9 protein-coding genes are annotated in these 13,433 nt (G+C 70.2%); 5 read left to right on the top strand and 4 right to left on the bottom strand.

Features of this window, described 5'->3' with window-relative positions:
- The first annotated feature begins 132 nt into the window (after positions 1-132).
- The 4 genes from AL072_RS09960 (at position 133) to AL072_RS09975 (ending at position 5,265) form a co-directional block, all read left to right on the top strand.
- Positions 133-1,698 carry a DegQ family serine endoprotease gene (locus AL072_RS09960; RefSeq protein ID WP_045580466.1) on the top strand — a complete coding sequence of 522 codons (1,566 nt, stop codon included), beginning with the start codon at positions 133-135 and terminating at the stop codon, positions 1,696-1,698.
- Positions 1,699-1,786: 88 nt separating this feature from the next.
- Complete coding sequence (locus tag AL072_RS09965; RefSeq protein ID WP_045580465.1) at positions 1,787-2,467, top strand: winged helix-turn-helix domain-containing protein; 681 nt, start codon at positions 1,787-1,789, stop codon at positions 2,465-2,467.
- Between the two features lie 25 nt (positions 2,468-2,492).
- Positions 2,493-3,938: a sensor histidine kinase gene (locus tag AL072_RS09970; protein WP_045580464.1), complete on the top strand. Its 1,446-nt coding sequence runs from the start codon at positions 2,493-2,495 to the stop codon at positions 3,936-3,938.
- A gap of 244 nt (positions 3,939-4,182) precedes the next feature.
- A complete protein-coding gene (locus AL072_RS09975; protein ID WP_045580463.1) occupies positions 4,183-5,265 on the top strand; it encodes an AI-2E family transporter in 1,083 nt (360 codons plus the stop codon).
- A gap of 1 nt (position 5,266) precedes the next feature.
- Here the strand turns inward: AL072_RS09975 and AL072_RS09980 are convergent, their stop codons facing one another.
- From AL072_RS09980 to AL072_RS09990, 3 genes are all read right to left on the bottom strand, one after another.
- Complete coding sequence (locus tag AL072_RS09980; protein ID WP_045580462.1) at positions 5,267-6,835, bottom strand: MDR family MFS transporter; 1,569 nt, start codon at positions 6,833-6,835, stop codon at positions 5,267-5,269.
- Positions 6,836-7,416: 581 nt separating this feature from the next.
- Positions 7,417-9,168 (bottom strand): signal peptide peptidase SppA, encoded by a 1,752-nt coding sequence (gene sppA / locus AL072_RS09985; protein ID WP_045580461.1) that lies wholly within the window; start codon positions 9,166-9,168, stop codon positions 7,417-7,419.
- Positions 9,169-9,241: 73 nt separating this feature from the next.
- On the bottom strand, positions 9,242-9,814 hold the full coding sequence (locus AL072_RS09990; protein ID WP_045580460.1) for a peroxidase-related enzyme: 573 nt from the start codon (positions 9,812-9,814) through the stop codon (positions 9,242-9,244).
- Positions 9,815-10,028: 214 nt separating this feature from the next.
- Here AL072_RS09990 and AL072_RS09995 point away from each other — a divergent pair, with 214 nt between their 5' ends.
- The gene (locus AL072_RS09995; RefSeq protein WP_045580459.1) at positions 10,029-11,102 is read left to right on the top strand and encodes a response regulator; all 1,074 of its coding nucleotides are present in this window, start codon (positions 10,029-10,031) and stop codon (positions 11,100-11,102) included.
- A gap of 31 nt (positions 11,103-11,133) precedes the next feature.
- Here AL072_RS09995 and AL072_RS10000 read toward each other — a convergent pair whose 3' ends face one another.
- Positions 11,134-13,206 (bottom strand): methyl-accepting chemotaxis protein, encoded by a 2,073-nt coding sequence (locus AL072_RS10000; RefSeq protein ID WP_045580458.1) that lies wholly within the window; start codon positions 13,204-13,206, stop codon positions 11,134-11,136.
- Between the last annotated feature and the right edge of the window lie 227 nt (positions 13,207-13,433).

A 13,433-nucleotide genomic window follows, 5' to 3' on the forward strand; every position in this document is an offset into this window, starting at 1 on the left:
GCCAAACCACCGTCCCTTCCGGCATCGTCCCTGAAATTTCTTTCATCCGGTCGCAAGGCCGCGGTGAGCGGCGGAGTCCTAGATTGCGGACAACACCGGATTGCCGGAACCGCTTCACTGGAGTGCCGCCGCATGACCACCCATTCCTCGCCCGCCACGCGCCAGCGCCCGAACCGCCTGCGCCGGACCGTCGCCGCCCTGCTGCTCGGCTCCACGGTGCTGACGGCTCCGGCGCTGGCCGGCTGGGCGGCCTCGCAGGCTCAGAACGGCTCGCCCGCGGTCACCATGGTGCAGGACGCGCCGGCCAGCTTCGCCGACCTCGCCGCCAAGGTCTCCCCCGCCGTCGTCAACATCGCCGCCACGCAGGAGGCCAAGCCAGAGCAGCGGGCGCAGCGCGGACCGGCCGTCCCGGGATTCCCGCCCGGTTCGCCGTTCGAGGAGTTCTTCCGCCAGTTCCAGGATCAACTGGGCCGGAACGGCGGCCCCGGCGGCGACCAGGATGGGCAGGACCAGGCGCCGCGCGGCAACAAGACGGGGGCTCTCGGCTCCGGCTTCATCATCGATCCGGCCGGCTTCGTCGTGACCAACAACCACGTCATCGACGGCGCCAGCGAGATCACCGTCACGCTGCAGGACGGCACCGCCATGCCGGCCAAGCTGATCGGCCGCGACGCCAAGACCGACATCGCCCTGCTGAAGGTCAATTCGGACAAGCCGCTGCCGGCGGTAGACTGGGCCGATAGCGCCAAGACCCGCGTCGGCGACTGGGTGATGGCGGTGGGCAACCCGTTCGGGCTGGGCGGCACCGTGACCAAGGGCATCGTGTCGGCCCGCGGACGCGACATCCACAGCGGCCCCTATGACGATTACTTCCAGCTCGATGCCGCCATCAACCGCGGCAATTCCGGCGGCCCGACCTTCGACCTCGGCGGACGCGTGATCGGCATCAACACGGCGATCTACTCGCCCAACGGCGGTTCGGTCGGCATCGGTTTCGCCATCCCCTCCAACCTCGCCAAGGAGGTGGTGGCTCAGCTCAAGGAATCCGGCAAGGTCGAGCGCGGCTGGCTCGGCGTGAAGATCCAGGAGGTGACCCCGGACATCGCCGACAGCGTCGGCCTGCCCCAGGCCAAGGGCGCCCTGGTGGCTGACGTCACCGCCGACAGCCCGGCCCAGCGCGCCGGCCTGCACCAGGGCGACGTCGTATTGTCCTACGCCGGCAAGCCGGTCGACACGCTGCGCGACCTGACCCGCGGGGTGGCGGAAACCAAGGCCGGCGATACCGTCGAATTGAAGGTTCTCCGCGAGGGCCGCGAGAAGACGGTGGCGGTGCGCATCGACCGCCTGTCCGAAGAGCAGCAGGTCGCCGCGGCGGAGACCGGCAACGCCCCGGCCGGACAGGCGGAGGTCGCGCCGGTGAAGGGCCTGAAGCTCGCCCCGCTGGATCCTGCGGCGCGCAAGCGGTTGGGCATCGGCGAGGACGTGCACGGCGTCGTGGTGACCGGCCTGACCGCCAACGTCGATGTGCCGATCCGTCCCGGCGACGTCATCGAGCGGATCGGCGACAGCGTGGTCAAGAGCCCGGCCGACGTCCGCCACCATGTCGCCGAGGCCGAGAAGGCCGGGCAGAAGGCGCTGCTGATGCTGATCAACCGCCAGGGCAACGAGTCCTTCGTCGCGCTGAAGCTGAAGGCGTGAACCGCATCGCCGTCAGTCCAGGGAAGACCCGGCCGGGCGTGCCACCGCACGCTTGGCCGGGCCGCGTCGGGAGGCTACACTCGTGCTCATGAAGATTCTCGTCATCGAAGATGATCGCCAGGCCGCCAGCTACCTTGCCAAGGGGCTGAAGGAGGCGGGGCATGTGGTTGACGTCGCCAACGACGGGAAGGAGGGCCTGTTCCTGGCGGGGGCCGAGCATTACGACGTGATGATCGTCGACCGCATGCTTCCCGGCCGCGACGGGCTGTCGCTGGTCCAGGTGCTGCGGGCTGCCGGCAACGACACGCCGGTGCTGTTCCTGTCGGCGCTGGGCAGCGTCGACGACCGGGTGAAGGGGCTGAAGGTCGGCGGCGACGACTATCTGACCAAGCCCTTCGCCTTTTCCGAATTGCTGGCCCGCATCGAGGTGCTGGTGCGCCGGCGCGGCGCAGCGCAGCCGCAGACCCGCCTGTCGGTGGGCGACCTGGAGCTGGATCTGCTGTCGCGCAGCGTGAAGCGCGCCGGCAAGGCCATCGACCTGCTGCCGCGCGAGTTCACGCTGCTGGAATATCTGATGCGCAACGCCGGCAGCGTGGTGACCCGCACCATGATGCTTGAGAATGTCTGGGACTACCATTTCGATCCGCAGACCAACGTCATCGATGTGCACATCGCCCGTCTGCGCCAGAAGATCGACAAGGATTTCCCGACCCCGCTGATCCACACCGTGCGCGGTGCAGGATACAGCCTGCGCGCCGCGGAAGGGTGAAGACATTCGTGACGAAGCGCGTGCCATGAGGCAGGAGGGTGCGGCCGGCGGCCTGCACGGCTTCCTCGCTGCCGGGCTGCGGCTGGTGCGGGCCACCGCGTTCCGGTTGGCGCTGCTGTATCTGGCGATGTTCGTGCTGTCGGTCGGGATGATCCTCGGCGTGGTCTACCGCACCACCGCCGGCTTCCTGGAGGGCGAGATCGGCGAGACCATCGCGCTGGAGGTCGCCGGGCTGCAGGACCATTACCGGGGCTACGGGCTGTCCGGTCTGGTCGACGTGGTGCGGACGCGCAGTGCGGTTCCCAACAACAACTCCATCTATCTGCTGACCACCGCGGCGGGGGTGATCCTGGCCGGCAACCTGTCGGGATGGCCGGCGGCGGTGCCGAACGCCAGCGGCTGGACCCATTTCAAGGTCGCCGATTACGGCGGCGTGACCAACCGGCCGTCGACGGCGCAGGCCGTCACCTTCACCCTGCCGGGCCAGTTCCGCCTGCTGGTCGGCCGCGACATGAGCGAGATCGACCAGTTGCGCACCCGGATGTTCCGCTCGCTCGGCTGGATCCTGGGCTCCACCGCGCTGCTGGGTCTCGGCGGCGGGCTGCTGATGAGCCGCGGCGCCATGCGGCGGATCGAGGCGATCAACCGGACCACCCGCCAGATCATGAGCGGCGATCTCAGCGACCGGGTGCCGCGCTTCGGCGGCGGCGACGAGATGGACCGGCTGGCCAGCAATTTGAACGCCATGCTCGACCGCATCGAACGGCTGATGACCGGCATGCGGCAGGTGACCGACAGCGTCGCCCACGACCTGCGCACCCCGTTGAGCCGGCTGCGCTCGCGGATCGAGCTGGCCTTGCTGCACGAGACCGAGGATGCGGAGGTCTACCGCGCCGTCCTGCAGGACACCATCGTCGAGGCCGACCGGCTGCTCGCCACCTTCACCGCCCTGCTGTCGATCGCCGAGGCCGAATCGGGGGCCAAGCGGCAGGATTTCGTTCCGGTCGAACTGGCCGAGGTGGTGGAGCTGGCCGCCGACCTCTACGAGCCGGTGGCCGACGAGCGCGGACAGCGGCTGTCGGTGGAGATCCGCGCCAAGCCGATGGTCCGCGGCAACGGCCAGCTGCTGGCGCAGGCGGTGTCGAACCTGCTGGACAATGCGATCAAGTATACGCCGGACGGCGGCACGATCTCGCTGGTGCTGGACGGCCCGGCGCCCGGCCGCGCCGCCTGCATCGACGTCGCCGACAGCGGGCCCGGCATTCCGCCGGAGATGCGCGACAAGGTCCTGCAGCGCTTCGTCCGCCTGGATACCGCCCGGGCGTCGCCCGGCAACGGGCTGGGGCTGAGCCTGGTCGACGCGGTGGCAACTTTGCACGGCGCCCGGCTGGAGCTGGGCGAGAGCGCACCGGGGCAGCCGGCGCCCGGACTGAAGGTCAGCCTGGTATTTCCGCCGGACGGACGGCGGTAGGAGGCCGGCGGTAGGCGGATAAAAAAGAGCCCGCCGAAGGGCGGGCTCTTGAAGGTGACATCAGCGAGAATGACTCCTTGGCGTCCCGTTTGATATGGGGCGGGGCGGACGATCTTCCATACCCATCTTCGGACTACCGCCGACGGCCTAACCGGCCGGCTCCCGGCAACGTCTGGGGTTCCCGCGCGTTCCTCTCTCCGGGCTGCCCAAGGGGGCGCCGCAGCGGAACGGGGAGCATCGGATCATGGCGATACCCAGCCGGCCGGGGAGCGCGGCGACGCGGGACGAGCCTCCGGTACGGGACGAGCCGCCGGCACGGGCCGGGCGCGGCGAACTGGCCGTCTTCACCTGGAAGGTGCTGATCGTCGCCGGGGTGGCGGCGCTGGCGCTGTTCCTGTGGAGGATTTCCGGCACGCTGCTGCTGATCTTCACCGGCATCCTGTTCGCCATCCTGCTGCAGCGGCTGGCCGGCTATGTCGGGCGGGCGACCGGGCTCGGTCATGGCTGGTCGCTGGCCATCGTGCTGGTGGTGCTGGCGGCGCTGGTCGGCGGCGGAGGCTGGCTGATGGGGACCTCGATGGCGGCGCAGGTCGACCAGCTCCAGCAGCAGGTCGTCAAGGCGGTGGGCATGCTGCCCGACACATGGCGCCAGCGCATCATGGACCAGGGCAAGGAATGGCCCTGGATGACCCAGCTGAGTTCCTTCGCCTCCGGCCTGGTCTATGTCATCGGCGACGGGGTGGTGGTGATGTTCGCGGCGCTCTATCTGGCGGCGTCGCCGGGGGTCTACCAGCGCGGCGTGGTGCTGCTGGTGCCGCCGCGCGGGCAGGAGCGGGCGAACGAGGTGATGGAGGTCGCCGGCGACAGCCTGTGGAAATGGCTGATCGGCCAGCTGGTGGCGATGGCGCTGGTCGGAACCATGATCGGGGTCGGGCTGTGGCTGCTCGGCATCCCGTCGGCGCTGGCGCTCGGCATGGTGGCCGGGCTGCTGGAGTTCATCCCGCTGCTCGGCCCCTTCCTGGCGGCGGTGCCGGCCCTGCTGATCGCCTTCGCCCAGTCGCCGCAGGACGCGCTGTGGGTCGCCGGCCTCTATCTCCTCATCCAGCAGATCGAAGGCAATCTGGTCACGCCGATCCTGCAGAAGCAGGTGGTCGACCTGCCGCCGGTGGTCACCATCGGGGCGATCGCCGCCGGCGGGGTGCTGTTCGGCATCATGGGCATGTTCCTGGCGACGCCGATCGCCGTGGTCGTGCTGGTGCTGGTCAACCTGCTCTACATCGAGGACAAGCTGGGGCAGCGCCGGCATTTTCCCGACCCGGACTCGTGAGTCACGCCTCCGCCGGCTGGGGGCGGGCGGAGCGCAGCGGCAGTTCCTTCAGGAACAGGGTCATGGCGAAGGAGATCACCGCCAGACCCGCCGCCAGCAGGAACAGAACCGAGAATCCGTGCTCCAGCGTCGCCACCACCCCGCCGCGGACGGCGGGAGCCAAGCCGCCCAGCGCCGCCGCGCCATGCTCCAGCACGGCGCGGCCGGACAGGCCTGCATCCTCCAGCCGGGCGGAGACGACCGCGTTGAAGACGGCGCCGAACACCGCCACCCCGACCGACCCGCCGAGCGAGCGGAAGAAGCCGACCGAAGCGGTTGCGGCGCCGAGGTCGCGCTGGGCGACCGCGTTCTGGACGGCGACCGTCATCACCGGCATCACCAGCCCGAGCCCCATGCCGAGCGGCACCAGGATCAGCGTCGACCACAGCCCGTCGGCGGCAAGCGAAGGCAGGAGGCCGAGCAGCGCGTACATCACGCCGGACAGCGCCAGCCCGGCCAGCGGAAACGCCTTGTAGCGCCCGGTGCGCGCGATCAGCCGGCCGCCGCCGACCGAGCCGACGGTCATGCCCAGCACCAGCGGCAGCAGCAGCAGGCCCGACAGGGTGGCGCTGCTGCCCTGCACCAGCTGGAGATGCATCGGCAGATAGACGATGCCGGCGAACAGCACCATCGCCGACACCGCGACCACCGGCAGCGCCACCGCGACGACCGGCAGGCTGAACAGGTGCAGCGGCAGGATCGGCTCGGCGGTCCGGCGCTCGTGCCACAGGAAGGCCGCCAGCATGGCGAGGCCGGCGGCTAGCAGGGCCAGCGCCGCCGGGCTGGTCCAGCCCATGGCGTCGCCGCGGGTGACGAACACCAGCAGCCCGGTCACCGCCCCGGTCAGCAGCGCCGCGCCGATCACGTCGATCCGCGGCTTGGCCCGGCCGGCGGGCAGGCGCGACAGGCTGCTGCGGGTCATGGCGAAGGCGGCCAGCCCGAGCGGCAGGTTGATCAGGAAGATCCACTGCCAGCCGATGGTCTCGGTGAAGATGCCGCCGAGCAGCGGCCCGGCGACGCTGGCCAGCGCGAAGACGCCGCCGATCATGCCCTGGTAGCGCCCGCGTTCGCGCGGGGCCACCACGTCGCCGATGATGGTGAAGGCCAGCGACATCAGCCCGCCGCCGCCCAAGCCCTGCAGGCCGCGGAACAGGATCAGCTGGGTCATGCTCTGCGCCATCGCGCACAGCAGCGAGCCTGCCAGGAACAGCAGGATCGCGGTCTGCAGCACCCGCTTGCGGCCATAGAGGTCCGACAGCTTGCCGTAGATCGGCGTGGTGGTGGTCGAGGTCAGCAGATAGGCGGTGACCACCCAGGGCAGCATCTCCAGCCCGCCGAACCGGCTCGCCATCGTCGGCAGCGCCGTGGCGACGATGGTCTGGTCCATCGCCGCCATCAGCATCGCCAGCGCCACGCCGCTGAACACGCGCAGGATCTCCTTGTGGGTGAAGACCGGCGGGGCGTCGTCGGGCGATACCGTATCGGGCTTTGCGGCGTCGGGCCGGGGGGAGCGGGCGGCGGTCTCGGTCATGGTCGGGCGTCTCGGCCGTAGAGATCTTTGAACGGGTATCCGGAAGCGGCCCCACCATAGACCCGGAACCGCCGGGCGCAAGCCCGATGCGCCATGGCGGGACGGCGGCAGGGTGACGATGGAACGCGGGTTGGAACAGGGGTGGAGGCGCGGCGTTGCGTGTTCCATGCCGGGGTTGGGTGATGATTCTGGGAAACCTGTTTTCTTTCAGTGGGTTGATCGTCGGGATCGGGGCCGGGGGCTGTCCGGGCGGCGATGGCGGATGGAACGTTTGAAACCGTATGAAACAGGAATCCAGACCTGTTCCATTGTTTCATGCCGCCGATCCGGCAGGCGGGCATCGGCGCGGCGCAGGATTCCGCCGGTGGAAGAAACGGACGGGATCGATTGATTGCAGTAGAATGGCGGGCTCGGGACACGCGCGGATCTCCGTTGCCGGGAATAAGGAATTATTCCTATCATGGCGCCGGTGGCGGGTAAATGCAGGCGGGGAAATCCGCATCCCCGCAGAGTCCCCCTCACCCTAACCCTCTCACCGGGGGGGAGAGGGGATCTTCACCGGTTCGGGAGACAGATGACGGTCAGCGGTCGAGCGACATCGCCGGCATGCGGGCCTGGACGCCCTCGCCCTGCACGGCGGCCATCAGGGGACGGAGCTGGGCCAGCAGCGGCCGCAGTTCAGCCACCGCCGCCAGCGCGCCGACCAGCTCGCCCTTGCCGGCCATCAGGTCGAACAGCTGGTCGGTCACCGATTTCGGCGGCGGGTAGGGGGCCAGCGTCACCTCGGCATCCGCGGCCAGCCCGGCGGCGGTGCGGGCCAGCGCCAATGCCTGGTCCTGTCCGCCGAGATCGTCGACCAGCCCGAGGTCGCGCGCCTGGGCGCCGGTCCACACCCGGCCCTTGGCGATGCCGCGGGCCTGCTCGGGCGTCATCCGCCGCGCGTCGGCCACCCGTTGCAGGAAGGTGGCATAGGTGTCGTCGATGATCGCGTTCAGCCGCTCCGCCCCGCTGTCGTCGAACGGGTGCAGCGGCGACCACAGGCCGGCGTTGCGGGCGCTCTGCACCCGCTCCCAGTGGATGCCCAGCTTCTCCGACAGGCCGTTGACCCCGAACTTGCCGGCGACGACGCCGATGGAGCCGGTGACGGTGGCGGGGGAGGCGACGATGCGGTCGGCCGCCAGCGCGATCCAGTAGCCGCCCGAGGCCGTCGCGTCGCCCATGCTGGCGATCACCGGCTTGCCCTTCTCGCGCGCCTTGACCAGCGCCCGCCGGATCGCTTCCGACGCCGAGACCGAGCCGCCGCCGCTGTCGATGCGGAACAGGATGGCGCGCACATCGGGATCGTCGGCGGCCTCCTCGATCGCCTCGACGATGGTCTCCGACCCGGCGGCGACCTCGCCCAGCGCCGGCGTCTCGCTCTTGCCGCCGGTGATGGTGCCGACCGCATGGATCAGCGCGATGGTCGGACCCTTGTCGTTGGGGCCGCCGGCCACCGACAGATAGTCGGCCGGCTCCACCGTCTCCGCCCCGGCACCCGCCCGCTTGAGCGCGGCGTCGCGCGCCTCGTCGGCATAGCCGAGATGGTCGACCAGCTTCTGGTCCAGCGCCTCGCGGCTCAGCAGCGGCGCCTTGTCCATCGCCGCCCGCACCGCTGCAGGGGCCAGACGCCGGCTCTTGGCGACGCCGTCGACCAGCTGGCCGGTCAGGTCGGCCACCAGCGCCTCGGTCATCTCCCGGTTGGCCGGGGTCATGCCGGACCTCATGAAGGTCTCGGCGAAGCTCTTGTATTCCTCGCGCTGCATGAACTGCGGCTGCACGCCGAGCATGTCGAACGCCTCGCGGGCGAAGGGCAGTTCGGCCGACAGGCCGGTCAGGCCCAGCGTGCCCAGCGGCTGGAGCCAGACATCGTCGAAGGCGCTGGCCAGCAGGTAGGAGCGGTTGCCCGGCCCGGCCCCGCCATACTCCTCGGCGAAGGCGACGGCGAAGCGGCCCGACGCGCGGAACCGCTCGATGGCGGTGCGCAGCTCCTGCGTCTGGGCGAAGCCGATGGAATCGTCGCCGAAGCGGGCCAGCACGCCCTTGACACGCGGGTCGCGCCGGCCGCGGTCGAGCGCGTCCAGCGCCTCGCGCAGGGTGGCCTGATGCTCGAACAGGCCGCCCAGCTTGCCGCCCTCGCTTTCGGACAGCGGCTTGGAGAGGTCGAGATCCAGCACCACCGCATCGGGCAGGGCCGGCTCGTGGCGGACGGCCAGCACCACCACCGTCACCGCGCCGGCCACCATCAGGAATCCGATGGTGGCGAACAGGCGGACGAAGAAGCGGACAATCCTCATGATTCCAACCCTGTGTGGCTCGGCCCGATGTGACCCGGCCCAACATGCGTCGGGGGTGCCGGATGCGCCCGCGTCAGCGGTCCTGCTTGTGGTACTCGCGGTTGGGCATCATGTCCACCGCGGTCGCGACACGGTTGGACATGTTGTAGAAGCCGGCGGTGTCGGCGATGTCGAAGATGTCCTCGGCGCTGAAGCCGGCGGTGCGCAGTGCCTCGCGGTCGGGCTCGCCGATCGACATCGGCTCCTTCGTCAGCTTCCAGGCGAAATCGAGCATGGCGCGCTGGCGGGGATCGAGCGGGGCGACGCGGTAATTGGCGACCAGCATCTCGCCCAGTTCCGGATCGCCGGACAGCTTGCGCACCGCCTGCCCATGGGCGACGAGGCAGTAGTAGCAATGGTTGGCCGACGAGACGACCACGGCGATCATCTCGCGCTCCAGCTTGCTGAGGCCGCTCTCGCCCAGCATCAACTCGTTGTAGAACAGGGCGAAGTTGCGCAGCTTCCGCGGCCGCAAGGCATAGGCCTGGAGCACGTTGGGCACGAAACCCAGCTTTTCGACGCATTTGTCGAACAGGGCCTGCATGTCGGCGTCGAGATCCGGCTTTTCGGGCAGCGGCAGGGCCATGACGTGATCGGGTTGCGGCATCGGGCGGTTCCTCTCTTTGTTCGTTCGTTTGCTTTTACGGGATGCAGAAGGTAACCGGGCCCGGGGCGGCCTGTCTCGCCAATCCGAACTGCGGCGTTCCTTCCAACCGGCATAAGGCTCCCGCCCCGGCTTGTCCCTCGCCAAGCGGGTGCCGCTGTGTCAGAAAGAGAGATGAATGCGGGGATATGCCCCCGGTTCGCGACGCGGGGGGGCGATGACCCAGCCGAAGCTCGAGCTTCTGTCGGTCCTGGTGGTGGAGGACAGCGGCTTCATCCGCAAGGTCCTGACCGCGACGTTGCGTGCCATCGGCATCGGCCGGGTCGAGGGGGTGGCGAGCGGCGCCGCCGCGATCCGCTGGCTGGAGGAGCGGCGCGCGGCCTTGCCGCCGGGAACCGCGCCGGTCGACCTGATCCTGTCCGATCTGGTGATGCCCGAGGTGAACGGGCTGATGCTGCTGCGCTGGATCCGCTACAGCCCGAGGAGCCCGGACAAGTTCCTGCCGGTGCTGATGCTGTCGGGAGCCGCCGACCGCCAGTATGTCGAGCAGGCGCGCGACCTGGGGGCGACCGATTTCATCGCCAAGCCCTTCTCCGCCCAGACCATCGCCAGCCGGCTGCTGTTCGCCATTGCCCGGCCGCGCCGCTTCGTGCTGGCCAAGGGTTATTTCGGCCCCGACCGCCGCCGCGCCGACAAGCCGGTCGCCATGGATTGCCGGATGACGGCGCCGTCGGAGATCCTGGTGGTCCACAGCGCGTCGAAGGCGCGCGGCATCGACCGTTTCCCGGTCATCCATTTCGAGCTGCCCAACCGGCTGGGCGCCAAGGCCGGCCTCGCCCCGCGCGACCCGGTGCCGACCCTGCCGCCCGAGGTGCTGGCCGCGGCGGAGGAGGAGATCCAGAACCGTGCCGGCGACTATGCGGTGTGGATCGGCGCCGAGGTGGAGGAGATGGGCCGCCGCGTCGACCGCCTGCCGCGCGAACCCGAGGCGGTGCCCGGCCTGCTGGCCCAGGTCAACCGCGCCGCCCACGAGATGCGCGGGCAGGGCGGCATCTTCGGCTATCCGCTGATCACCATGATCGCCAAGTCGCTGTACGAGGCGACCCGCTGCGGGCCGGCTGCGGTGAGCGCCGGCGAGCATCTGCTGTTCAAGGCCCATGTCGATGCGATCAGGGCGGTGATGACCGGCAGGGTCAGCGGCGACGGCGGCGCCACCGGACAGCAGCTGCTGGCGTCGCTGGAGGTGGCGAAGCGCAAGCATGCCAAGGCGGCGGAGGCGGGGCGGGGGTGAGGCCGGTCCGCTTCCGGCCCGCCGCCTGATCTCACGCCGCCCGGATCTGCGCGATGAACTCCGCCACGTCGCGGCGCAGGCCGTCGGCGTTGCGTTTCAGCGTGTCGGCCATCGACAGCACCTCCTTCGCCATGGCGCCGGCGCGGCCGGCTTCGGCGCCGACCAGCCCGGCATTGTGCGACACCTCGCCGGTGCCGTCGGCGGCCTGGCGGACGTTGCGGCCGATCTCGGCGGTGGCGGCGTTCTGCTGCTCCACCGCGGCGGCTACGGCCGAGATGTTCTCCTCGATGTGGGTGACGATGCTGCCGATGCCGCCGATCGCCTCGACGGTCTGGCCGGTCGCCGAGCGGATTTCGGCGACCTTGGCGGTGATGTCCTCGGTCGCCTTCGCCGTCTGGCTGGCCAGCGTCTTCACCTCGCTCGCCACCACCGCGAACCCCTTGCCGGCCTCGCCGGCGCGGGCCGCCTCGATGGTGGCGTTCAGCGCCAGCAGGTTGGTCTGGCTGGCGATGTCGGTGATCAGCTGCACGATCTCGCCGACCTGCCGGGCGGCGCCGCTGAGGTTGGCGATGACGCCGGCGGTGTGGCGGACGTCGGCGACCGCCTTTTCCGCCATCTCGGTCGAGCCGGCCATCTGGCGCCCGATCTCGGCGATGGAGGAGGACAGCTGTTCCGACGCGGCGGCGACCGCCTGGACATTCTCCGACGCGCCTTCCGACGCGCGGGCGACCGACAGCACATGCAGTTCGGTGTCGGACGCGATGTGGCTCATCCGCTCGGCGTTGCCGCGCAGGCCGGCGGCGGCGCCGGCCAGCTCCTCGGCCACCGTCTCGATATGGCGGTCGAAGGCATCGACCAGCGTCTCCAGCCGCTCGGCCTGGCGCAGCCGCTCCTCGTGATGCCGCGTCTGTTCGGCGGCGAGCCGGTCGGCGCGGGCGAGGCTCCGGCGGAACTGGTCCAGGCTGCGGGCCATGGCGCCCAGCTCGTCGGCACGGCCGGCCCCGTCGATGGCCAGTTCCCGCTCGCCGGCCTCCATCCGTGCCATGTCGCCGTTCAGGCGGGCGATCGGACGGGTGATGTTGCGGGCGACCAGCAGGGCGGCCAGCGTCATCGCCGCCAGCAGCGCGGCGATGCCGGCGGCGACCCCGGTCAGCCGCGTCATCGAGTCCCGCGCGTCGCGGCCGGCCAGCGCGATCAGGTCGTCGGCCACCCGCGTTTCAACGGCGCGCAGCATGTCGATGACGGTGGTGGCGGTGTCGAACCATGCGCCGGCATCGATGCCCTGATTGCCGGCACCATAGGCCGAGGCGATGCCAATGCGGCGCATCCGCTCGACCTCCTCCACCGCCGGGCCGGCGAAGGTCCGGTCGAAGAAGGCGGCCTCGTCCGCCGTCAGCTTGGCCCGCAGCCCGGCCATCAGGGCCTTGTACTCGCCGGACAGCTCGATGAAGCGCTCGTGCGCGTCGGCGGGAAAACGGTCCTTGCGGAAGGCCGCGCCGCCGACGGCGCGCTGCTGGCCCAGCCGCTCCTTCGCCTCCGACACGGCCAGCATGGCCTGGGCGGCCAGCACCTGGTCGGGATCGCCGGACACCGACTGCGCCTGCGCCGCCGCGTCGAGCAGGATGCGGATCAGCCCGGTATAGGTCTTCACCGCTTCCAGCGACGGCATCGACAGGCCATCGACGCCGTGGCGCAGGGCGGCCAGCCGCCCCAGCTGGTCCTTCGCCGCCGCCACCGTCGCCCGCAGACGGTCGCTGTTCAGCCGCACGGTGTCGAACTGCGGCAGCAGGGCCGCGAGCCGCGCGTCGGAGGCGGCGCGGGCGGCCTCCATCCGCTGGCGGTCCCGGTCCAGCTTCGCGCTGAGGAAGACCGAGGAGGAACCGCGTTCCTTCTGCAGCTCGTGGACGAGGCCGGTCATGCCCACCGACAGGCCGGTCACCGTCTCCAGATCGGCAGCGCGCCGGCTCTCGCCATATTGTTCCCACACCGTCAGCCCCGACAGCAGCAGGGCGCCGGCCGCCGGCAGCGACAGGGCGAGCGCCAGCTTGCGGGCGAAGGGCAGGTTGCCGAGCAGACGGTCGACGGCCGGCAGCAGCAGGCTCATGGGAACACTCTCCGGAACGACAGGGAGGACGCCCAAGGGCGAAACCTAAGGCGTAGTACGAAAGAGCTAAAATAGAAAATATCCATACTAAAGTTCAAGCCATTATGGCCAGTCAGGGACGACCCTCGTTTCACCTGCTGCCGGGCGAGGGGGACGCGGCACGCGAAATTTGCCTCGCTTCCGTCGCGTCGCGGCGGTAGAACGTCAATCCCGGTCCGCTGGTCAAT

Source organism: Azospirillum thiophilum (assembly GCF_001305595.1).
Lineage (GTDB): Bacteria > Pseudomonadota > Alphaproteobacteria > Azospirillales > Azospirillaceae > Azospirillum > Azospirillum thiophilum.

Bases quoted from the DNA above. Each gene is read 5' to 3' on its own strand.
- AL072_RS09975 (WP_045580463.1), top strand. From the start codon at position 4,183: ATGGCGATACCCAGCCGGCCGGGGAGCGCGGCGACGCGGGACGAGCCT.
- sppA (WP_045580461.1), bottom strand. From the start codon at position 9,168: ATGAGGATTGTCCGCTTCTTCGTCCGCCTGTTCGCCACCATCGGATTC.
- AL072_RS09995 (WP_045580459.1), top strand. From the start codon at position 10,029: ATGACCCAGCCGAAGCTCGAGCTTCTGTCGGTCCTGGTGGTGGAGGAC.
- AL072_RS10000 (WP_045580458.1), bottom strand. From the start codon at position 13,206: ATGAGCCTGCTGCTGCCGGCCGTCGACCGTCTGCTCGGCAACCTGCCC.
- AL072_RS09990 (WP_045580460.1), bottom strand. From the start codon at position 9,814: ATGCCGCAACCCGATCACGTCATGGCCCTGCCGCTGCCCGAAAAGCCG.
- AL072_RS09970 (WP_045580464.1), top strand. From the start codon at position 2,493: ATGAGGCAGGAGGGTGCGGCCGGCGGCCTGCACGGCTTCCTCGCTGCC.
- AL072_RS09965 (WP_045580465.1), top strand. From the start codon at position 1,787: ATGAAGATTCTCGTCATCGAAGATGATCGCCAGGCCGCCAGCTACCTT.
- AL072_RS09960 (WP_045580466.1), top strand. From the start codon at position 133: ATGACCACCCATTCCTCGCCCGCCACGCGCCAGCGCCCGAACCGCCTG.
- AL072_RS09980 (WP_045580462.1), bottom strand. From the start codon at position 6,835: ATGACCGAGACCGCCGCCCGCTCCCCCCGGCCCGACGCCGCAAAGCCC.